At 67.7% G+C, this 22,322-nt stretch carries 14 protein-coding genes; 5 read left to right on the forward strand and 9 right to left on the reverse strand.

The window, feature by feature from the left end; genetic code table 11:
- The first annotated feature begins 2 nt into the window (after window positions 1-2).
- The 3 genes from astB to HWX36_RS09090 all read left to right on the forward strand — a co-directional run bounded on the left by astB (window position 3) and on the right by HWX36_RS09090 (window position 3,547).
- On the forward strand, window positions 3-1,343 hold the full coding sequence (gene astB, locus HWX36_RS09080; RefSeq protein WP_175951773.1) for an N-succinylarginine dihydrolase: 1,341 nt from the start codon (window positions 3-5) through the stop codon (window positions 1,341-1,343).
- Entirely contained in the window at window positions 1,327-2,397 is a 1,071-nt protein-coding gene (astE, locus tag HWX36_RS09085) for a succinylglutamate desuccinylase (protein ID WP_175951774.1), read from the forward strand. Before astB ends, astE begins: the two co-directional genes overlap by 17 nt.
- 355 nt (window positions 2,398-2,752) lie before the next feature.
- Entirely contained in the window at window positions 2,753-3,547 is a 795-nt protein-coding gene (locus HWX36_RS09090) for an ABC transporter substrate-binding protein (RefSeq protein ID WP_043182082.1), read from the forward strand.
- 109 nt (window positions 3,548-3,656) lie between these two features.
- Here HWX36_RS09090 and HWX36_RS09095 read toward each other — a convergent pair whose 3' ends face one another.
- Together HWX36_RS09095 and cdpA are read right to left on the reverse strand one after the other, a co-directional pair.
- Complete coding sequence (locus HWX36_RS09095) at window positions 3,657-5,156, reverse strand: HDOD domain-containing protein (RefSeq protein WP_175951775.1); 1,500 nt, start codon at window positions 5,154-5,156, stop codon at window positions 3,657-3,659.
- 27 nt (window positions 5,157-5,183) lie between these two features.
- On the reverse strand, window positions 5,184-6,926 hold the full coding sequence (cdpA, locus tag HWX36_RS09100) for a cyclic di-GMP phosphodiesterase CdpA (protein ID WP_208457794.1): 1,743 nt from the start codon (window positions 6,924-6,926) through the stop codon (window positions 5,184-5,186).
- 279 nt (window positions 6,927-7,205) lie between these two features.
- Here cdpA and HWX36_RS09105 point away from each other — a divergent pair, with 279 nt between their 5' ends.
- Window positions 7,206-7,757, forward strand: a complete 552-nt coding sequence (locus HWX36_RS09105; RefSeq protein ID WP_175951777.1) for a peroxiredoxin — start codon at window positions 7,206-7,208, stop codon at window positions 7,755-7,757.
- 151 nt (window positions 7,758-7,908) lie between these two features.
- Here HWX36_RS09105 and HWX36_RS09110 read toward each other — a convergent pair whose 3' ends face one another.
- The gene (locus HWX36_RS09110; protein ID WP_175951778.1) at window positions 7,909-8,538 is read right to left on the reverse strand and encodes an NAD(P)H-binding protein; all 630 of its coding nucleotides are present in this window, start codon (window positions 8,536-8,538) and stop codon (window positions 7,909-7,911) included.
- Window positions 8,539-8,826: 288 nt separating this feature from the next.
- Between HWX36_RS09110 and HWX36_RS09115 the strand changes: the two genes are divergently transcribed.
- Window positions 8,827-10,251: an NYN domain-containing protein gene (locus tag HWX36_RS09115; protein WP_175951779.1), complete on the forward strand. Its 1,425-nt coding sequence runs from the start codon at window positions 8,827-8,829 to the stop codon at window positions 10,249-10,251.
- Between the two features lie 129 nt (window positions 10,252-10,380).
- Here HWX36_RS09115 and HWX36_RS09120 read toward each other — a convergent pair whose 3' ends face one another.
- The 6 genes from HWX36_RS09120 to HWX36_RS09145 form a co-directional block, all read right to left on the reverse strand.
- The gene (locus HWX36_RS09120; RefSeq protein ID WP_175951780.1) at window positions 10,381-10,764 is read right to left on the reverse strand and encodes a VOC family protein; all 384 of its coding nucleotides are present in this window, start codon (window positions 10,762-10,764) and stop codon (window positions 10,381-10,383) included.
- A gap of 106 nt (window positions 10,765-10,870) precedes the next feature.
- Window positions 10,871-14,179 carry an efflux RND transporter permease subunit gene (locus tag HWX36_RS09125; protein ID WP_175951781.1) on the reverse strand — a complete coding sequence of 1,103 codons (3,309 nt, stop codon included), beginning with the start codon at window positions 14,177-14,179 and terminating at the stop codon, window positions 10,871-10,873.
- 3 nt (window positions 14,180-14,182) lie between these two features.
- On the reverse strand, window positions 14,183-17,296 hold the full coding sequence (locus HWX36_RS09130; RefSeq protein WP_175951782.1) for an MdtB/MuxB family multidrug efflux RND transporter permease subunit: 3,114 nt from the start codon (window positions 17,294-17,296) through the stop codon (window positions 14,183-14,185).
- Window positions 17,297-17,311: 15 nt separating this feature from the next.
- The gene (locus HWX36_RS09135) at window positions 17,312-18,655 is read right to left on the reverse strand and encodes an MdtA/MuxA family multidrug efflux RND transporter periplasmic adaptor subunit (RefSeq protein ID WP_175951783.1); all 1,344 of its coding nucleotides are present in this window, start codon (window positions 18,653-18,655) and stop codon (window positions 17,312-17,314) included.
- A gap of 252 nt (window positions 18,656-18,907) precedes the next feature.
- Complete coding sequence (locus HWX36_RS09140; protein WP_174935067.1) at window positions 18,908-19,732, reverse strand: IclR family transcriptional regulator; 825 nt, start codon at window positions 19,730-19,732, stop codon at window positions 18,908-18,910.
- 594 nt (window positions 19,733-20,326) lie between these two features.
- Window positions 20,327-22,288, reverse strand: coding sequence for an alkaline phosphatase PhoX (locus tag HWX36_RS09145; RefSeq protein WP_175951784.1), 1,962 nt, complete (start codon window positions 22,286-22,288; stop codon window positions 20,327-20,329).
- Window positions 22,289-22,322 lie beyond the last annotated feature (34 nt).

Genomic DNA, 22,322 nt, shown 5'->3' on the forward strand with positions numbered 1-22,322 from the left:
CGATGAACGCACAAGAAGCCAATTTCGACGGGCTCGTCGGCCCGACCCACAACTACGCCGGGCTGTCGTTCGGCAACGTGGCGTCGCTCAACAACGAAAAGTCGGCCGCGAACCCGAAGGCCGCGGCGAAGCAGGGGCTGCGCAAGATGAAGCAGCTCGCGGATCTCGGCTTCGCGCAAGGCGTGCTGCCGCCGCAGGAACGGCCGTCGCTGCGCCTCTTGCGCGAGCTCGGCTTCTCCGGCAAGGACGCGGACGTGATCGCGAAGGCCGCGAAGCAGGCGCCCGAACTGCTCGCCGCGGCGAGCTCGGCGTCGGCGATGTGGACCGCGAACGCGGCCACCGTCAGCCCGTCGGCCGATACGAGCGATGGCCGCGTGCACTTCACGCCGGCGAACCTGTGCAGCAAGCTGCATCGGGCGATCGAGCACGAAGCGACTCGCCGCACGCTGTCGACGTTGTTCGCCGATCCCGCGCACTTCGCGGTGCATGAGGCGCTGACCGGCACGCCGGCGCTCGGCGACGAAGGCGCGGCGAACCATACGCGCTTCTGCGCCGAATACGGCAAGCCGGGCATCGAGTTCTTCGTGTACGGTCGCGCGGAATATCGCCGCGGCCCCGAGCCGAAGCGCTTCCCGGCGCGCCAGACGTTCGAGGCGAGCCGTGCGGTCGCGCATCGCCACGGGCTCGCCGAAGAAGCGACGGTCTACGCTCAGCAGGATCCGGACGTGATCGACGCAGGTGTGTTCCACAACGACGTGATTTCGGTCGGCAACCGCGACACGCTGTTCACGCACGAGCGCGCGTTCGTCAACAAGCAGGCGATCTACGACACGCTGACCGCCGCGCTCGACGCACGCGGCGCGCGCCTGAACGTGATCGAGGTGCCGGAGGCCGCCGTGAGCGTGAATGACGCGGTGACGTCGTATCTGTTCAACAGCCAGCTGCTGTCGCGTGCGGACGGCTCGCAGGTGCTCGTCGTGCCGCAGGAATGCCGCGAGAACGGGAACGTTGCGGCCTATCTCGACGAACTCGCGGCCGGCAACGGCCCGATTCGCGACGTGCTCGTGTTCGACCTGCGCGAGAGCATGAAGAACGGCGGCGGCCCGGCGTGCCTGCGCCTGCGCGTCGTGCTGAACGACGCGGAACGCGCGGCCGTCACGTCGAACGTGTGGATCGACGACACGCTGTTCGCGTCGCTCGATACCTGGATCGACCGGCACTATCGCGATCGCCTCGCACCGGAAGACCTCGCCGATCCGGCGCTGCTCGACGAATCGCGCACGGCGCTCGACGAACTCACGCAGATCCTGCGCGTCGGTTCGCTGTATGACTTCCAGCGTTGATTCCCGTATGGCCGCCGCGTTGCTCGACGACTTCCTCGCGTTCACGCTGACCGGTGGCGCGCCGTCCGCAACGGACGGTACCTGCGCCGCCGGGGCCGTGCGCTGGCAATGGCTCGGCGACGGGCTGCTCGCGCTCGAACCGGTGGCGGCCGAGGCCGCCGGCACGGCGCGCGCGAGCGTGCTCGTATCGGCCGGCGTGCACGGCGACGAGACGGCGCCGATCGAGCTGCTGTCGATGCTCGTGCGCGATCTCGCATCGGGGGCGCTGCCGCTCGCGTGCCGGCTGCTCGTCGTGCTCGGCAACGTGCCGGCGATGCGCGCCGGCGAACGCTATCTCGACGACGATCTGAACCGCCTGTTCAGCGGCCGTCACGCGCAGGTGCCCGCCAGCCGCGAAGCGCCGCGTGCCATGCAGCTCGAAGCCGCTGCCGCCGCGTTCTTCGCGGCCGCGCCGGCCGGCGCCGCGCGCTGGCATATCGACATGCACACGGCGATTCGCGCATCGGTGTTCGAGCAGTTCGCACTGCTGCCGCACACGGGCATGCCGCCCACACGCACGATGTTCGAATGGCTCGGCGACGCGCAGATCGCGGCCGTGCTGCTGCATACCGCGAAGGGCAACACGTATTCGCATTTCACGGCCGAACATTGCGGCGCGCTCGCGTGCACGCTGGAACTTGGCAAGGTGCGCCCGTTCGGCCAGAACGACCTGACGCGCTTCGCGCCGGCCGACCGCGCGGTACGCAAGCTTGTGTCGGGTGCCGCTCGCGACGTTGGCGCTCGGGGCGGCTCTCCATCGCTGCCGCGCGTCTTCACGGTGATCGACCAGATCACGAAGCAGAGCGACGCGCTCGAGCTGTTCGTGGCGGCCGACGTCGCGAACTTCACCGCGTTTGCTCGCGGCACGGTGCTCGCGCGGGACGGCGACTACCGCTACACGGTGAAGCACGACGAGGAGCGCATCGTGTTCCCGAACCCGACGGTGAAGCCGGGTTTGCGCGCGGGGCTGCTCGTCATCGACACGACCCGCGAGACGGTCGCGGCGCTCGTCTGACGGTAATCGATTGCGCGTGGCCGAGGCGACCCGCGGCCCGCGCATCGCCCTGCGACCATTCCATTTTCGAGATGACGCCCGCATGCCGCACCGAGCGCCCGCGCGTTGCGCTTGCGTATTTGCGACATCGTCTTGCAAGTTCGACGGGCCGCCCGGCTGACGTCGGCGCCCGCAGCGCAGCATCCCGTGTCGGCGGCTGCTTTGCCATGCCGGGCCGCGCGGATTGGTACAATCGCGGCCTTGCGGCTGTTGCGCCGCATCACGGCGCGGCGGCAGCATTGCCGTGGTCATCCGACCCTGCAATGATGCATGCGCCCGTAGTTCCGGAACATTCGAGTATCGAGGAGAACACCTGATGAAGTTGGATTGGCGTAAAGTGGCCGCGCATGCGGTGGTGGCGGCATCGGCCGTGGCGGCAGGCAGCGCGATGGCGGCGGATCTGAAAGAGATCCGTTTCGGCGTCGAAGCCTCGTACGCGCCGTTCGAATACAAGACGCCCGACGGCAAGCTGACCGGCTTCGACATCGACATCGGCAACGCGGTGTGCGCGAAGCTGAAGACGAAGTGCGTGTGGGTCGAGAACGACTTCGACGGTCTGATCCCGGCGCTGCAGGCGCGCAAATTCGACGCGATCAACTCGGACATGACGATCACTGACCAGCGCAAGCACGCGATCGCGTTCACCGATGCGATCTACACGATCCCGAACCAGCTGATCGCGAAGCAGGGCAGCGGCCTGCTGCCGACCCCGCAATCGCTGAAGGGCAAGCGCGTCGGCGTGCTGCAGGGCACGATCCAGGAAGCGTATGCGAAGAAGAAGTGGGCGCCGGCAGGCGTCGAGGTCGTGCCGTACCAGACGCAGGATCTGGCCTACGCCGACCTGAAGTCGGGCCGTCTCGACGCGACGTTCCAGGACGCGGAAGCCGGTTCGAAGGGCTTCCTGACGAAGCCGCAAGGGCAGGGCTTCGCGTTCGCGGGCGGTACCGTGAGCGATGCCGAGATCCTCGGCTCGGGCGTCGGTTTCGGCCTGCGCAAGAACGACGCGGCGTTGAAGACCGCGCTCGATCAGGCGCTGAAGGAGCTGAAGGCCGACGGCACGATCGACAATCTCGCGAAGAAGTACTTCAGCGTGCCCGTGACGCTCAAGTAAGCGTTGCGTTCGATCGCACGATGCAAGCAAACCGGCCGCTGATGCGGCCGGTTTGTTTTTGGGAGGCGGGAATCGGCAGGAATAGGCGCGGCAGCGGCCGGCGGCCGCGTCAGGCCGGAAAGAACCGGCCCAGTTCGCGCGCGAGTTCGTTGAGCACGCTCATTTCCTGCTGCGTGATCTTGCGTGCAGGCTGCGCGCCGGCCCAGTCGCCGTACAGCAGCGCAACGGTCGTCGTGCCGACGCGCACGGGCAGCAGCACGAACGCGCGCGAGTCGCCGAATGCGTCGAGATACCACGCGGGCAGGCGCTTGCGCATCTTCGGCTCCTGCGCCTGCTCGATGAAGATGCCGACCGAGTTCGAGATCGCGAGATGAAACACGTCCGGCTCGAAGCGCTCGTCGAAGCGCAGCCGGTCGAGCGTCGTATCGACGCCGGGGCCGAAGCCGAGGCGTGCGGCGAAGATGCCGTCGTCGTGACGCACGAACATCACGGTGCGCGTGAACGCGAGGCCGGCCAGCAGGCTTTCCGATGCGAGCGCGAGCACCGGCGTCAGCACATGCTCGGACGGCAGCGCACGCAGGTCCGCGAGGCCGGCTTCGAGGCACGCCTCGGGCTCGGCCTGTGCACGCGCGATCGCATCGGCGTTCGCGCGCAGTTCGACGATCTCGCGCATCACGGTGTCGCTCGCTTCCTCGCGCGCGAGCCGCTCGGCGATCTCGACGAGCGCGTCGGCTTCCATGTCGAGTTCCGCGCCATAGTGCTGCGCGAGCGCCGCGATGCGCGCGTCGCGCTGCGGGCTCGCGGGCATCACGAGCGCGCCCGCGACGTCGGTCGAGCAGCGGCTGATCGCGCGCAGCCAGCGCACGCGGGCGGCCGGGCCGTCATCGGTCGCGTGGCCCGCATCGCGGTCGTGCTCTTCGTTGCCGAACGCGTCGGTGTGGACCACGTGGTCGTGGTCGGCCATCCCCGCGCGGATCACGTCGGGCAACCGCCAGCGCGCGGCCGCCTCGAGCCCGATCTCGTCGAAGCCGACGCCGAGCACGTCGATGCAGGCGGCCGCTTCGTCGCCGTTCAGCTCGGCCGCGCGGCGGCGGATCCGGTCCCATTCGCTGTCGAGATAGCAGACCACGAGCAGCTTGCCGACCTGGCGCATCAGCGTACAGACGACGGCTTCCTCGCCCGCGCGCAGCTCGGCGCGTTCGGTGAGCTTGCGCGCGACGCAGCCGGACAGCAGCGCGCGGTTCAGTTCGAGCTTCGCGTCGATGCGGCGCGGCGTACTGTGGTGGAAATGGTCGACGAGCTTGAGCCCGACGACCAGGTGGCCGACGGCGTCCATGCCGAGCACCATCAGTGCGCGGGTCACGGTGGTGATGTTGCCGCCGAACGCCATGTACATCGCGGAGTTCGCGAGCCGCAGCACTTTCTGCGTGAGCGCGAAGTCCGACAGCACGACGCGCACGAGCGCGGTGAAGTCGAGGTCGTCGTTCTTCATCGCGGCCATCGTCGCGCGCAGCGATTCCGACAGCAGCGGGAAATCGCCCCGTTCGTTCATCCGGGCCCACAGCTTGTCGAGCAATGCGGTGCGGGGCAAGTGTTCGGTGATTGACATACGGATCTGTCCGGTTCGCCGCGCGCGTCAGGCGGCGGCGTGCAGGTGCAGTTGCTGCGCCTCGAAGCGCCGCGCGAGCTCCTCGGACGGCAGCGCCTGGCAGACGAGCCAGCCCTGGATATGGTTGCAGCCCATCTCCGTCAGCAATTCGCGCTGCGCCTCGGTCTCGACGCCTTCCGCGACGAGCTCGAGATCGAGCGTCTGCGCGAGGCCGACCACCGCCGACACGATCGCGCGGTCGTTGCGCGAGGTCAGCAGGTTCTCGACGAAACTGCGGTCGATCTTCAGCTTCGCGAGCGGGAAGCGCTGCAGATACGCGAGGCTTGAATAGCCGGTGCCGAAATCGTCGATCGCGAAGCGGATGCCAAGATCGGTCAGTTCCTCGAGCAGCCCCTTTGCCTGCGCGGGATCGTGCATCAACAGGCTTTCGGTGATCTCGAGCACGATGCGGCGCGGGTCGATGCCCGTCAGCGCGATCGCCTCGCGCACGCTCTGCGTGAAGCGCGGGTCGCGAAACTGCTGCGGCGACACGTTGACCGCCACGTACTGCAGCGCGAGCCCCTGGCGGTCCCAGGCGACGAGCTGCATGCACGCGGCCTTGAGCACCCAGTTGCCGAGATAGTTGATCAGGCCGATCGATTCGGCGAGCGGAATGAAGGTCGCCGGCGGCACGAGGCCGTGCACCGGATGGCGCCAGCGGATCAGCGCCTCGACACCGACCACCGCGCCCGACTGGCTGCGCGTGATCGGCTGGAAATGGAGCGAAAACTCGCCGTTGCGCACGCCGTCGTACAGGTCGGCTTCGAGCTTCAGCCGTTCGGCGTCGGCCGGATCGTCGACGGGCGCGTGGAATGCGAGCGCATTGCCGCCCGACGCCTTCGCCTGTGCGAGCGCATGGTCGGCGCGGCGCAGCAGCGGGCTGTGGTGCTGCGCGCGATGGGGCGCCGAGCGCTCGTCAGGGTAGAGCGCGATGCCGATGCTCGCGGACAGGTGCACGGTCTGCCCCTGGTACACGTAGGGCTCGCGCACCGCGGCCTGCAGCCGGCGTGCGAGTGCGTCCGCCGCATTGCTCGCCTGCGTGCGGTCCGGTGCGCCGAGCACGACCGCGAACTTGTCGCTTGCGACGCGCGCGAGCTGCTCGTTCGGCGTGACGAGCGCCTTCAGCCGCTGCGCGGTTTCGCGCAGCAGCGTGTCGCCCGCGTCATAGCCGAGCGCACGGTTGATCCGCTGGTAGTCGTCGAGGTCGAGCAGCAGCAGCGCCGCACAGGTGCCGTCCCCGTCGGCGGCCTGCTGCGCGCGCATCAGCGCGGGCACCAGCGCGGACAGGTTGCCGAGCCCCGTCATCGGGTCGTGGTGCATTTCGTAAGTCAGGCGCGCCTCGAGCGCGCGCCACGACGACACGTCGAACGCCGCGATCGCGAACCCGTCCACGCCGTGGTGGCGGCTCTTGAACGCGCGGATCTCGACGTCCAGCGGGTAGGTGAGCGACTTGACGATGCACATCGTCGCCTTCTCGACCTGGCCGGAACGCGCGGCGCGCGCAAGCAGGCCTTCGAGCGCCGCGGTATCCTGTTCGGCGATCAGGTCGCGCAGCGTCAGCGTGTGCAGGTAGTCGCGGTGGTAGCCGATGAAGCGCAGGCTCGCGTCGGACACGTACAGAAAGCGCAGTTCGCGGTCGACATGGGCGAGGAAATCCACCGTGCCGACCGTCTGTTCCAGCCAGTCGCGCACGGAGTCGTCGCGTCGCGGCGCGCCGGCGCGCGCGGGCATCAGCGCGCCGCCCGACCAGGCGAAGCGGCGCAGCGTATGCAAGGCGCTGCGCCAGGAGCCCTTGCGTGACGTCTGTTTCCTGTTGGCTTCCATGTTTCTCGCTGACGTGAAGGGCTGGAACCGGTTGTCCGGAAGGAATAACGGCAGACTGTGCGGAATCTTTAACGGGCCGGCCGCGGATGGCATGGCCGCTGGACCGGATCGGTCACGCGGGTGTTCGACAGCCGAACGCCGGCGAGGTCTACTTTGAGGCTGACTTTATAAGAAATGAGGACGCAGATGAAGCGAAAACTGTTGCTGGGCGCCGCCGTGGCGGCGCTGGTGGCCGGCCATGCGCTGGTGGCGCAGGCGGAATTGAAGCCGGGGGCCGCGGCGCCCGATTTCACGACGCAGGCGTCGCTGGGCGGCAAGACTTACACGTACTCGCTCGCGGACGCGCTGAAGCAGGGGCCGGTCGTGCTGTATTTCTACCCGGCCGCGTTCACGAAGGGCTGCACGATCGAGGCGCACGCGTTCGCGGATGCAGTGGATCGCTACAAGGCTTACGGCGCGACCGTGATCGGCGTATCGGCCGACAAGATCGACACGCTGACGAAGTTCTCGGTGAGCGAGTGCCGGAGCAAGTTCCCGGTCGCGGCCGATCCGGACGCGAAGATCATCCGGGAATACGACGCGAAGCTGCCGGCGATCGACCGCGCGAACCGCGTGTCCTACGTGATTTCGCCGGAAGGGAAGATTCTCTACGAATACACGAGCATGTCGCCCGACAAGCACGTCGAGAACACGCTCGCTGCCGTGAAGGCGTGGGCCGACGCGCATCCGAAGCAGTAAGCGGGCGAGTAAGCGGGCGAGTAAGCGGGCGAGTAAGCGGGCGAGTAAGCGGGCGAGTAAGCGGGCGAGTAAGCGGGCGCCCCGCGCGTCGAAGCGGCCCGTCGTGCGGGCCGCCGGTGCGGATCCCCGCGCGGCGGCGCGGGCGAGGCCGCTAGGCGCGCAATGCCTGCTCGATCGGCACGCTGCCGCCGACGAAGCCGACGATCTTGCGCGAGATGCCGAGCTTGATCGCTTCGATCGCGGCCCAGGCCACATCCTGGCGCGACACGGGCGGGGCGCCTTCGAACCACGCGTCGGTCAGCGCGATCTTGCCGACGCCCGGGCCGTCCGCGAGCGGGCCGGGGCGCAGGATCGCGTAGTCGACGCCCGACGCGATCACGCGCTCGTCGCCTTCGCGCTTCATCTGCGAATAGTGGCGCAGCGCGTCCGGGCCGAGCTCGGGCCGGTACGCGGACAGCGAGCTGATCACCACGAGCTTCTGCGCGTTGTAAGCCAGCGCGTATTCGGCCGCGCGGGCGACCGCGTCGCGGTCGACCTGCTCCTCTTCGGCCGCGCCTTCCGATTCGGCCGAACCGGCCGCGTAGATCACGTGCGAGATGCCCTGGAATGCGTGCGAGAAATCGTTCGTCAGATCGGCCTCGACCACCCGTGCGCCCGCCAGCGCATAGCCGTGCCGGCGCACGAGCGCCGTGACCTCGAACTCCGGCTGCTTGAGCAGCAGATCCGCGCAGGCCTGGCCCGTTCGGCCGGTCGCGCCAATCAGCAGTACCTTCGTCGTCATGAAACCGCTCCTTGCTCGATGCGTCATCCTTCCAGATAGGGACGGAGGACCGATAACTCAAGTGTAATGGCGATTCGCCGCCGCGGCGGGTGTGTATTAAGGGGCGTACCGCCCGCGCCTGCCCGGCGGGGCTGCCCACGCGATCCGCGGCGGCGCGACCGGCACCGGCATTCCGGGCGCCATTCATTCACACCGATGCGGGAATGACGCGCCGACCAGCTATCATGTGCGCGATGCATTTTTCGCCGATACGTCATACAACGCATCGGCCCACCGGTTGGAGTACACATGGCATTACCCCTGGACAACGTCAGCATGGCCGTGTTCTGCGACTTCGAGAACGTCGCGCTCGGCGTGCGCGACGCGAAGTACGAGAAATTCGACATCCAGCCCGTGCTGGAGCGTTTGCTGCTGAAGGGCAGCATCGTCGTGAAGAAGGCCTATTGCGACTGGGATCGCTACAAGGGCTTCAAGGCATCGATGCACGAGGCGAGCTTCGAGCTGATCGAGATTCCGCACGTGCGCCAGTCGGGCAAGAATTCGGCCGACATCCGGCTCGTCGTGGACGCGCTCGACCTCTGCTACACGAAGTCGCACGTCGATACGTTCGTGATCATCAGCGGCGATTCGGATTTCTCGCCGCTCGTGTCGAAGCTGCGCGAGAACGCGAAGAAGGTGATCGGGGTCGGCGTGAAGAATTCGACGTCGGACCTGCTGGTCGCGAACTGCGACGAATTCATCTTCTACGACGATCTGGTGCGCGAGCAGCAGCGCGCGCTCGCGAAGCGCGAACAGCAGCGCACGGGCAACAGCGGCGTGAAGCGGCCCGACGAGCCGTCGCGCAAGCACGAGATGGACGCGCGCAAGGCCGAGGCAATCGCGCTGGCGGTCGAGACGTTCGACGCGCTCGCGTCGGAGCGCGACGACGTCGGCAAGATCTGGGCGTCGGTGCTCAAGAGCGCGATCAAGCGCCGCAAGCCGGATTTCAACGAGTCGTACTACGGGTTCCGCGCGTTCGGCAACCTGCTCGAAGAAGCGCAGGCGCGCGGCCTGCTCGAAGTGGGGCGCGACGACAAGTCGGGCGCGTTCGTGTCGCGGGCCCGCCAGCCGGCGGCCGCGGAGCACGCTGCGCCGGCCGGTGACGGCGGCGCCCCGCACCACGGCACGCACCACGGGGCGCGCGCGGCGGAGCCGGCGCGGCCCGGGCGCGAGCCGCGACGTCGCGAGCAGCGGGCGGAAGCGGTCGTGCATGAACCCGCGCAGGTCGACGTGGAAGAGGCGGCAACGACCGAAGCCGTCGAAGCGGTCGAAGCGATGGACGTGGCCGAGGTGCACGGCGACGCGAAGGATGGCCGCAAGCGTGCACGCAAGAGCACGGCGAAGAAGACCGGCGCGAAGAAGGGCGCTGCCGCGAAGAGCGCCGGCCGCCAGGCGGCCGGGAAGCCGGACGACGCCGGGCATGGCGCGGCGAAGCACGAAGGCGACAAGCACGCGCACGGCACGCACGCGGACGATACGCATCGCGACGCGGAGCAGGGCGACGAGCGGCACGTCGCGGTGACGCACGCCGAGCCGGTGGCCGGCGATCTCGGCGGCGAGGCGGCTGCCGCGCCGGCCGAGGCGCCCGCCGAAGCCAAACCGAAGAAGCCGGCCCGCAAGGCGGCGGCGCCGCGCGCGCGGCGCCCGCGCAAGACGGCGGCAGCGGCCGAGTAATGGTCGGGTAACGGCCGAGCAAAGGCCGAGCAAAGGCCGCCGGCCTCGGGTGTCGTCCGCAACAGGCCGACACCCGGGCGGGCTCCGCACCCGCAATGGCGGCCGGCGCAATGCCGGCCCGCGGCCGAACTAGCCGTTCAGCCCATAAGGCTGCGTCATCACTTCGAGGAAGTGGCCGTCCGGATCGTCGAAGTACACGCCGCGGCCGCCGTTGTGGCGGTAGATGTCATCGGGTTGCCGCTTCGCCGGATCGGCCCAGTGCGGCAGCCCGCGCTCGCGAATCCGCGCGAGCACGCGATCGAAGCCTGCTTCGTCGAGCAGGAACGCGTAATGCTGCGACGCGATCTCTCCCGGCTGTTCATGAAAATCGAGCGACACGCCGTTGCCGAGCGGCACGACCAGCATCGCGCCGAACGGCGTCGGCGGCGGCAATTCCAGAAGCTCGGTGAGGAAGCGGCTCGACGCGCGTTTGTCGCGGCACCAGACGATCGTATGGTTGAGCTGGACGTTCATGGCGTGTCCCCGTGAAGGGCCCCGCGGTGGGCATGGACTCACGATAGCCGATCGTCGCAGCGGTTCAAGCACGAAAAAACGGCCGCACCACGGGCGGCCGCTTTCCTCACTCCCCGGCGACCGCCGGCCCGCCCGGGTTCCCGCGGCGGTTGCGCCGCTTCTCGGCCCACACGCGCAGCCGGTCCATGTACAGGTAGACGACCGGCGTCGTATAGAGCGTCAGCACCTGCGACACGATCAGGCCGCCGGCGATCGCGATCCCGAGCGGCGCGCGCAGCTCGGCGCCGTCGCCGTTACCGAACGCGAGCGGCAGCGCGCCGAGCAGCGCCGCCATCGTCGTCATCATGATCGGGCGGAAGCGCAGCAGGCACGCCTCGTGGATCGCGTCGAACGACGACTTTCGGTTGTTGCGCGTCTGGTCGATCGCGAAGTCGACCATCATGATCGCGTTCTTCTTCACGATACCGATCAGCAGGATCACGCCGATCAGCGCGATGATGCTGAACTCGGTCTTGAACAGCAGCAGCGCGAGCAGCGCGCCGACGCCGGCCGACGGCAGCGTCGACAGGATCGTGATCGGGTGGATGTAGCTCTCGTACAGGATCCCGAGCACGATATAGACGGCCAGCAGCGCCGCGAGGATCAGGATCGGCTGGTTGTTCAGCGACTGCTGGAACGCCTGTGCGGTGCCCTGGAAGCTGCCGACGATCGTCGGCGGGACGCCGACCTGCGCCATCGTCTGGTAGATCGCCTGCGTCGCCTGCGACAGCGACACACCCGGCGGCAGATTGAACGAGATCGTCGTCGCGACGAACAGCCCCTGGTGGTTGACCGACAGCGGCGTCGTGCTCGGCCCGAACGTCGCGATCGCCGACAGCGGAATCATCGTCGACTCCGACGTCGACACCGACGCACCCGACGACGCGCTCGACTTGCCGCTCGCCGCGATCGAGTTGAGCGCCAGGTTGCGCGCGGAGTCCGACGCGATCGCCGCGGCGCTCTGAGCGGCCGTGCCGGCGCTCGACGTGCCGGCGGACGTCGCGACGTAGGTGCCGGCCGCCGCGTTGGTGGTCTGCGAGCCGTTCGCGCTGCCGCCCGACGTGCTGACCCACACCTGGTTCAGCATCTCGGGGCTCTGCCAGTACTTCGGCGCGACTTCCATCACCACGTGGTACTGGTTCAGCGGGTTGTAGATCGTCGAGACCTGGCGCTGGCCGAAGGCGTCGTACAGCGTATTGTCGATCTGCGCGGGCTTGATGCCGAACCGCGCGGCCGTCGCGCGGTCGATCGTCACCATCGCCTCGAGGCCGCCCTGCTGCTGGTCGGAGTTCACGTCGGTCAGCTCGGGGCGCTTCTGCAGCGCCTCGGTCAGGATCGGCCCCCACTTGTACAGGTCGGCGCTCGAATCGCCGAGCAGCGTGAACTGGTACTGCGCGTTGCTCTGCCGGCCGCCGACGCGGATGTCCTGTGCCGCCTGCAGGAACGTGCGCGCGCCGGCGACGTCCGACAGCGACGGGCGCAACTGCTGAATCACCTGATCGGCAGACAGCTTGCGCTCGGTGCGATCCTTCAGCGTGACGAACATGAAGCCGGAGTTGGTCTGCGTGCCGCCCGTGAAGCCCGCGACGCTCTTCACGTTCGGGTTGTTCTGCACGATCCGCATCATCTCGGAGAACTTCAGCTTCATCGCCTGGAACGACGTCGACTGGTCGGCCTGGATGCCGCCGATCATCAGCCCGGTGTCCTGCTGCGGGAAGAAGCCCTTCGGCACGACGATGTACAGGTAGACGTTCAGCCCGATCGTCGCGAACAGGGTCAGCAGGATCAGGAACGGCCGGCGCAGCGCCCACGACAGCGAGCGTTCGTAGCCGCGCTGCATGCGGCTGAAACAGCGTTCCAGGAAGCGCCCGAGGCGGCCTTCGCTTTGCGGGTCGTGCGCCTCGGGCAGCAGACGCGCGCACATCATCGGCGTGACCGTGAGCGACACCGCGAGCGACACGGCGATCGCGAGCGACAGCGTCAGTGCGAACTCGCGGAACAGCCGCCCGACGATGCCGCCCATCAGCAGGATCGGGAGGAACACCGCGACGAGCGAGATGCTCATCGACAGCACCGTGAAGCCAACCTCGCGCGCGCCGTCGAACGCGGCCTGCATGCGCGACTTGCCGTTCTCGATGTGCCGCGCGATGTTCTCGAGCACGACGATCGCATCGTCGACGACGAAGCCGGTCGCGACGATCAGCGCCATCAGCGACAGGTTGTCGATCGAGAAGCCGAGCAGGTACATCGCGCCGAATGTGCCGACGATCGAGATCGGTACCGCGACGCTCGGGATCAGCGTCGCGCGCCAGTTGCGCAGGAACAGGAACACGACCATCACGACGAGGCCGACCGCAATCAGCAGCGTGTGCTCGGTGTCCCTCAGCGACGCGCGAATGGTGGTCGAACGGTCGAGCACGGGCGTGACCGTGATGTCGGCCGGCAGCGACGCGGTGAGCTGCGGCAGCGCCTCGCGCACGCGGTCGATCGTGTCGATGATGTTCGCGCCGGGCGAGCGGTAGAGGATCACGAGCACCGCGCGCTTGCCGTTCGACAGGCCGAGGTTGCGGAGATCCTCGACCGAATCGACGACGTCGGACAGGTCGGACAGCCGCACGGCCGCGCCGTTGCGGTACGCGACGACGAGGTCGCGGTATTGCGACGCCTCGGACGCCTGGTCGTTCGTATACAGCTGGTAGCGCTGCGGGCCGAACTCGATCGCGCCCTTCGGCGCGTTGGCGTTCGCGGACGCGAGCGCCGCGCGCACGTCCTCGAGGCCGATCCCGTAGTGGAACAGCGCCTGCGGCTCGAGCTCGACGCGCACGGCCGGGTTCGCGGAACCGCTCACCGTCACCTGGCCGATCCCGTCGATCTGCGACAGCGACTGCTGCAGCACCGTCGACGCGGCGTCGTACAGCTTCGCGGCCGAAGACGTTTCCGACGTCAGCGACACGATCATGATCGGCGAGTCGGCCGGGTTGACCTTGCGGTAGGTCGGGTTGCTCTTCAGCGCGGCGGGCAGGTCGGCGCGCGCCGCGTTGATCGCGGCCTGCACGTCGCGCGCGGCACCGTCGATGTCGCGGTTCAGGCCGAACTGCAGGATGATCCGTGCATTGCCGACCGTGCTCGTCGACGTCATTTCGGACACGTCGGCGATCGAGCCGAGGTGCCGTTCGAGCGGGCTCGTCACGCTGGTCGCGACGGTCTCGGGGCTCGCGCCGGGCAGCGACGCCTGCACCGAGATGGTCGGGAAGTCGACCTGCGGCAGCGGCGACACCGGCAGCTTGACGAACGCGAACAGGCCCGCGAGCGCGACGCCGATCGCGAGCAGCGTCGTCGCGACGGGCCGGGTGATGAAGGGGCGCGACAGGTTCATCGCTTATGCATCCGTGCGCGTGCCGGCATGGGGGCCGTGGCGTTCGAACCAGCCGCGCACGCGGCGCGCGAGCGAGTCGAAGCCGAGGTAGATCACGGGCGTCGTGAACAGCGTCAGCACCTGCGACACGATCAGGCCGCCGGCGATCGCGATCCCGAGCGGCTGGCGCAACTCGGAGCCCGCGCCGGAGCCGACGATTAGCGGCACCGCGCCGAGCAGCGCGGCGAGCGTCGTCATCAGGATCGGCCGGAAGCGCAGCAGGCACGCCTGGTAAATCGCTTCGCGCGGCGGCTTGCCTTCGACGCGTTCGGCCTCGAGCGCGAAGTCGATCATCATGATCGCGTTCTTCTTCACGATACCGATCAGCAGCACGATGCCGATGATCCCGATGATGTCGAGGTCGTGCCCGGTGATCATCAGCGCGAGCAGCGCGCCGACGCCGGCCGACGGCAGCGTGGACAGGATCGTGATCGGGTGGATGTAGCTCTCGTACAGCACGCCGAGCACGATGTACATCGTGACGACAGCCGCGAGAATCAGGAACAGCTGGTTCGACAGCGACGCCTGGAACGCGAGCGCCGCGCCCTGGAAGCGCGTCTGGAACGACGCGGGCAGCCCGATGTCCTTCTCGGCGGCGCCGATCGCCTTGACCGCCTCGCCGAGCGAGGCGCCCGCCGCGAGGTTGAACGAGATCGTGGTCGACGGGAATTGCGACAGGTGCGCGACCAGCAGCGGCGACGGCCGCTCATGGAACGACGCGATCGACGACAGCGGCACCTGGCCGCCGCCCGCCGACGGCAGGTAGATGTCGTTCAGCGATTGCGCGTAGTGCTGCTCCTTCGGCTCGGACTCGAGAATCACGCGGTACTGGTTCGACTGCGTGAAGATCGTCGATACGATGCGCTGGCCGAACGCGTCGTACAACGCGTTGTCGACGGTCGCCGGCGTGATGCCGAAGCGCGCGGCGCTTGCGCGGTCGATCTCGATGTACACGGACTGGCCGCTGCTCTGCAGGTCGGTCGCGACGTCGGCGAGCGACGGCTCCTGCTGCAGCCGCGCGACGAGCTTCGGCACCCAGGTCGCGAATTCTTCCGAATTCGGGCTCGTCAGCATGAACTGGTACTGCGTCGGGCTGACGGTCGAGTCGATCGTCAGATCCTGCACCGACTGCATGAACAGCGAGATGCCGGTGATGTTCGCGACGCGGTGCTGCAGGTCGCGGATGATCTGAGCAGCCGTCTCGGAGCGGTCGTCGCGCGCCTTCAGGTTGATCAGCATCCGGCCGCTGTTCAGCGTGATGTTGTTGCCGTCGACGCCGATGAACGACGTGAGGCTCTCGACGTTCGGATCCTTCAGGATCTCGGCCGCGAGCGCCTGCTGGCGTTCGGCCATCGCGCCGTACGAGATCGACTGCGGAGCCTGCGTGATCGCCTGGATCACGCCCGTATCCTGCGCGGGGAAGAAGCCCTTCGGCACGTAGACGTACAGCAGCCCGGTCAGCACGAGCGTCAGCACCGCGACGACGAGCGTCGAGCCCTGGCGGTTCAGCACCCATTCGAGCGCCACCCCGTAGCGCGCGATCACCCAGTCGATCGCCCGGTGCACGCGCGCCTCGAAGCGATGGCTCTCGGGCGGCGGCGAATGGCGCAGCAGCTTCGCGCACATCATCGGCACGAGCGTGAGCGACACGATCGCCGAGATCACGATCGTCACCGCGAGCGTGATCGCGAATTCGTGGAAGAGGCGCCCGACCACGTCGCCCATGAACAGCAGCGGGATCAGCACCGCGATCAGCGACACTGTCAGCGAGATGATCGTGAAGCCGATCTGCTTCGAGCCCTTCAGCGCGGCCTCGAGCCCTGTTTCGCCCTCCTCGACGTAGCGCGCGATGTTCTCGATCATCACGATCGCATCGTCGACCACGAAGCCGGTCGCGATGGTGAGCGCCATCAACGACAGGTTGTTCAGCGAGAAGCCGGCCATGTACATCACCGCGAGCGTGCCGATCAGCGACAGCGGCACCGACAGGCTCGGGATGATCGTCGCGTAGATGTTCGCGAGGAACAGGTACATCACGATCACGACCAGCGCGACCGCGAGCAGCAGTTCGAACTGCACGTCGCGCACGGCGGCGCGGATCATCGTCGTGCGGTCGGTGACGATCTGCACGTCGAGCGCGGCCGGCAGCGTTTCCTGCAGCTTCGGCAACTGCGCCTTGATCGCGTCGACCGTCTGGATCACGTTCGCGCCCGGCTGGCGCTGCACGTTCAGGATGATCGCCGGCTCCTTGTTCACCCACGCGCCGAGCTTGGTGTTTTCCGAACCGGCGACGACCGTCGCGACGTCGGTGAGCATCACCGGGCGGCCGTTCTTGTACGCGACCACCGCGCTGTTGTACTGGTCGGCGCTCGTGAGCTGGTCGTTCGCGTTGATCGTGTACGCGCGCGTCGGACCGTCGAAGTTGCCCTTCGGCGTGTTGACGTTCAGGTTCGAGATCGTCGTGCGCAGGTCGTCGAGGTTCATCCCGTACTGCGCGAGTGCGGTCGGGTTCGCCTGGATGCGCACGGCCGGGCGGTTGCCGCCCGACAGGCTGACGAGGCCGACGCCCGCGATCTGCGAAATCTTCATCGCAAGGCGTGTGTCGGCGAGATCCTGCACCTGCGTGAGCGGCAGCGTCTTCGACGTGACGGCGAGCGTGATCACCGGCGCGTCGGCCGGGTTGACCTTCGCGTAGATCGGCGGGGCAGGGAGGTCGGACGGCAGCAGGTTGCCGGCCGCGTTGATCGCGGCCTGCACTTCCTGTTCGGCGATGTCGAGCGGCAGGTCGAGCGAGAACTGCAGCGTGATCACGGACGAGCCGGCCGAGCTTTGCGACGACATCTGGTTCAGCGACGGCATCTGGCCGAACTGCCGTTCGAGCGGGGCGGTGACCGACGAGGTCATCACCTCCGGGCTCGCGCCCGGGTAGAAGGTCTGGACCTGGATCGTCGGGTAGTCGACTTCGGGCAGCGCCGCGAGCGGCAGGAAGCGCAGCGCGACGAGACCGGCCAGCATGATCGCCGCCATCAGGAGGGCGGTGCCGACCGGCCGGAGAATGAAGAGGCGGGATGGATTCATCGAGCGGCCCGCGCGTTACTGGGCCGCGGAGGCCGCTGCCTGCGACGCGCCGTGCTTGTGTCCGCCGCGATGGCCGCCGGCGCCGTGCGCGCCCGACGCGCCTTTCGGCTTGTCGGCCGGGATCGAGATCTTCGCGCCTTCGCGCAGGCGGTCGGAGCCGTCGATCACCACGCGCTCGCCGAGCGAGACGCCGCTGACGATGCTCGTGCGCTCGCCGTCGACCGGGCCGGTCGTGACCTTGCGCACCGTCACCGTGTTGTCGGGTTTCACGACGTAGACGAACTGGCCGATCGAGCCGGTCAGCACCGCGGACGTCGGCACGATCGTCGCGTTGCGCAGCACGTCGACGAGCAGGCGCGTGTTCACGAACTGATTCGGGAACAGCATGCCTTCCTTGTTGTCGAAATTCGCGCGCAGCTTGACCGTGCCCGTGCTCGTGTCGATCTGGTTGTCGAGCGTCGCGAGCGAGCCCGTCTCGAGCGGCACCGTGTTGTTGCGGTTGTACGCGGTGACCGACAGCTTCTGGCCTGCGTTCACCTGCTTGAGGATCTGCGGCAGGTTGTCTTCCGACGTCGTGAAGATCACGCTCATCGGCTGCAGCTGCGTGATCACGACGATGCCGTTGCTGTCGCCCGGCGTCACGTAGTTGCCGGGGTCGACTTGGCGCAGGCCGACGCGGCCCGACACCGGCGCGGTGATGCGCGCATACGTGAGGTTCAGCTTCGCGGAATCGATCGCGGCCTGGTCGGTCTTCACCGCGCCTTCATATTGCTTGACGAGCGACGCCTGCGTATCGACGGTCTGCGACGCGATCGAGTCCTGCGACAGCAGCGTCTGGTAGCGCTTCAGGTCGAGGCGGGCCGTCGCGAGCAGCGCCGAGTCGCGCGCATACGTGCCTTCGGCGTTCTCGAGCGACACCTGGTACGGGCGCGGGTCGATCTGGGCGAGCACGTCGCCCTTCTTGACGATCTGGCCTTCCTGGAACGAGACCGACTGCAGGTAGCCCGACAACTGTGTCTTGACCGTCACGTTCGCGAGCGGCGTGACGGTGCCGAGCGCGGACAGCACGATCGGCATTTCGCCCTGCGTCACGGTCGCGACCTGCACGGGCTGCGGAATGTTCGCCATCGCAGCGGGGCCGCCACGGCCGCGGTGGCCGCCGGCACCACCGGCGGCGCTTGCGCCCGCGCCGCTCGCCGCGGTGCCGGCTGCCGGCGTGCGGTTCCACGGATGCCACCACAGCAGGCCGCCGATGACGACGACCGCGAGCGCCCCGGCCATCAGCGTGCGGCGCGGGCGCCGAGCGGCGGGGGACGCGGGGTCTTTCGAAGGAGGCGTGGGTTTTTGTTCGTTATCCATCGTGATCTGTCAGGAAGACGGCGCGGCGTGCCGGAAATCGGAGTGCTGGACTGCGCGTGGGCGAGCGGTGCCGGGAGGGGGCGCCCGGCTCGGTCCGGGCCCCGCCGGTCTGCGCGGGAAAAGAGCGGTGCGCACCGCGAGTGCGGCGCGACGATGGGCATGATCCTACGTCCCGTCCCCGTTACAGTCCAGTGTTCTATCTTTCATCGGGTTACGGTCGTTACAGAACGCGACAGAACGATGACGAAACGATTACACGCTGATGCGCCGGGCCGGCGCGCCGCCGATTTCGCGGGTGATCTTCGCGATGCATTCGTGCAGCGCGGGCACCACGTGTTCGTGCAGCCATTCGGGCGGGCACTGGTGCGACGCGCCGCCGCAATTCACCGAATAGCGCTGGCCCGACGGGCCGACGAAACCGGCCGCGACGGCATTCAGGCCCTCGCGCCATTCGCCGATCGCGATCGCGTGGCCGTCGCGCATCGCGTCGTCCAGTGCGGGGTTCAGGCGGGCGGACACATGCGGCCAGTCGTCGCCCGCCGTGGTGCGCAGCGACTCGAGCAGCAGGCGGCGTTCGTCCTCCTCGAGCGCGGCGAGATACGCGCGGCCTACCGCGGTGCGCGCGATGTCCATCCGCGAGCCGATTTCGAGGCGCGTGACGAGCACGGCCGAGCGCGGCCGGATCACGTCGATCGCGACCATGTCGAGCCGGTCGCGCACCGCGAGGTGCACGGACAGCGACGTGCGTTCGGCCAGCTCGATCATGAACGGCCGCGAACGCGCGCGGATGTCGAAGTTGCGCAGGAAGCCGTGGCTCAGTTCGAGTACCGACGCAGTGAGCACGAAGCGCTCGCTGTCGGGCAACTGGAACAGGAAGCCGGCGCTGACGAGCGTCGCGGTGATGCGCGAGACGGTTGGCTTCGGGATGCCGGTCAGTTCGGTCAGCTCGCGGTTGCTGACGGGCGCATCGGCCGCCGCGATGCGACGCAGCACGGCAAGGCCGCGGGCGAGGGCGGTGATCTCGTCGGGCGAGGATTCACGGTCCCGCGACGCGGGAGGGGTTACAGTTGTCGACACGAGGGATTCTCTCTAATTCCGAAACTCGATTTCAATTTTGTTGGTATTGTAGGATTATTGTCAAACGATGCATATTCTGAGGGTGAACCGTTCATTGGATGAAATTTTACGGGTTCACCCTTGGTTTATTAGGAAAACGCGCAAATGAGCGTTACCGGAAAGTGCATGGGCCGGTGCAAATACCGCTTGACTTGTCGGGCGGAAACGGAAAGAATGTCTCACGTTTTCGAAACATCGTTTCAAGAGTTTAACCGGCAACGATGTTTTGCGCAGTCTCTCAGGTTCTAGCACGGCCCTCGGAATGGCTAGAACTTTTTTAGCGCCACGGTCTCCGTGGCGCTTTTTTTTTGCCCGTCTTCCCGCGCGTCCGCCCGGACGCGTCAGGCCCGTATTATCCCCCGATCGTCGCCCCCCCCTGTTTGAACGCAGGCGGCGCCCGTTTGCGCGCGCGCCTTGCGTGATTCGCATGCGCAAAAAAAAGCGCGATGCCCGCACTGGGCATCGCGCATCAAACGGCGTGGAGCGCCGACGAATGAACGGTGATGAAGAAAGGGCGGGTCTGGCCGGAAGGCAGGCCCGCCTCGCGTGGCCCGGTCAGGCCTTCGCGAGCTTGATGCTGGTCTGCTCGGCCGTCAGGTAGCCGACGCTGGCGCCGAAGCGGTCCTTGAAGTTCGCGCGCACGAGCGGATCGAGCGTCGGCTTGACCTTGTCGTGCAGCGGCGATTCCCAGTCGCCCGCGTGCTGGAAGTTGCTCATGATGTACGTCCAGCCGTTGATCTCGTCGACCGCGTGCAGGCCCGTCGATTCGGCGCCGGCCGGGCACGACAGCACGCGCGAGAGCGACTTCGTGTCGACGTTGTAGGCCCACAGGAAGTTGTTCACGTGCATGCCCGAGTCTTCGCCGATGAAGAGCGTGCGCAGCTTTTCGGAGAACTTCAGGTTGTCCGGGTTCGCGATCCTGTCCGGGTTCGCGAGGTTGCCGAGCGCGTCGGCCGCGGCGAGATCCTCGCCGACGAGCGCGGCCGGCGCGCCCATGTCGACCGGCACCCATTCGCTGTCGATCGCGCTGCCCGTCGTGTCGCGCTGGCTGCCCTTCAGGTTCAGCGCATAGACGGCGCCCGCGGCGATCTTCTTGTCGACCGCGACGTCGCGCGACACCGCATTGCCCTTGACCATCGACGTCTCGATCCGCGACATCGCCGTGTAGACGATCTTGTCCTTCGCGTTCACGGTCGTGCCTTCGAGCTTCGTGAACGCCATGCTGCCGCCGAGCAGCGCCGCGTAGCGGTGCGTCTCGAGGAACGCGGCCGCCTTTTCCATCCCCGGCTTCACGCGCATCCAGTTGAACTTGCCGCCGAAGTGGATCTTCGTGTAGCTCGCATCGTTCGGGTCGGTGGTCGTCAGGTCCATGATGTCGGACGCCTTCAGCGTGTTCGCGAGCGCTTCGATCTCGCTGCTCGTCGCGTGGCCGATCCTGATCCACGTGAGCGTCGCGGTGCCCGCGCCGGCGGACGACGTCTGCGTCCACTTCGCGACGTACAGCGTGCCGGCCGACAGGTCGGCCGCCTTGTCGGCGACGAACATGAACAGGCCGCCGTTGGTTGCGTCGTCACCCATCATCACGGTGCGCTGGTCCGGCATCACCTGGATCAGCTCGTGCGAGATGCGGCCGAGGCAGTAGTGCTTCTTCACGGTGCCGGTGCCGTCCGGATTCACGGTGATCTCGGGCAGGTGCCCGTAGTGGTAGGGGTTCGCCTTCGTCTCGTCGCCGAACGTGTTCTTGCTGAACGCCTTGAACTGCGCGTCGGTCGCGACCTTCGTCGCGTCCGGCTCGTACTCCTCGCTCGACAGGTGCGTGCCCCACGGCGACAGGCTCGCGCCGCACGTGATCCACAGGCCGTGCGCCTTCGACGTGTCGACGTTGTGGTACTTGACGACCTTCAGCGCGCCGGTGGCCGGATCCTGGTCGAGCGTCAGCACCGCGATCGGCGACGGCAGCTGGCCGTACTGCGATGCGCTCGCCTGGTCGCGCGTCGTGTATTCGAACTGCACGACGGCGAACACCGTGTTGCCCTTCACGCCGGGCACGTTCGCGTTCTTCAGCGTCAGCAGCGAACTGCCGTCCGGACAGTCGGAATAGAACTGGCGCTCCTTGCCGGCTACCGAGCGATCGATGATCGGCTGGTTGTTGATGTCGTAGTAGCCGCCCGCGAGCGTGGTGCCGCCCTTGCCGTCCGGCACTAGGTCGCCCGTCACGAAGAACGGCCGGTACGCGAGCTTGAAGTTGCGCGACGAACCGTCCGAGAACGACACCGACAGCGTCGAGCCGACCGTCGTCGTGGCCATTGCGGCCGCGTTGTCGAGCGTGGGGGCGGCCATTGCCGAGAACGTCGCCGACGTGTACGCGGCGGCGACCGGGGCCGGCGTCGATGCAGGATCGTCGCCGCCGCAACCCGTCAGCAGGGCCGGCAGTGCGAGGCCGGAAAGGGGAAGCATCGGCGCGCCGGCGAGGATCTTCAGGGCCTGGCGACGGGCAGCATTGGGCAACGCGGGCATGTGGAGTCCAGTTTCAGTTGTTGGAAGAATGGCC

This window comes from Burkholderia sp. BCC0405, assembly GCF_902833075.1.
Lineage (GTDB): Bacteria > Pseudomonadota > Gammaproteobacteria > Burkholderiales > Burkholderiaceae > Burkholderia.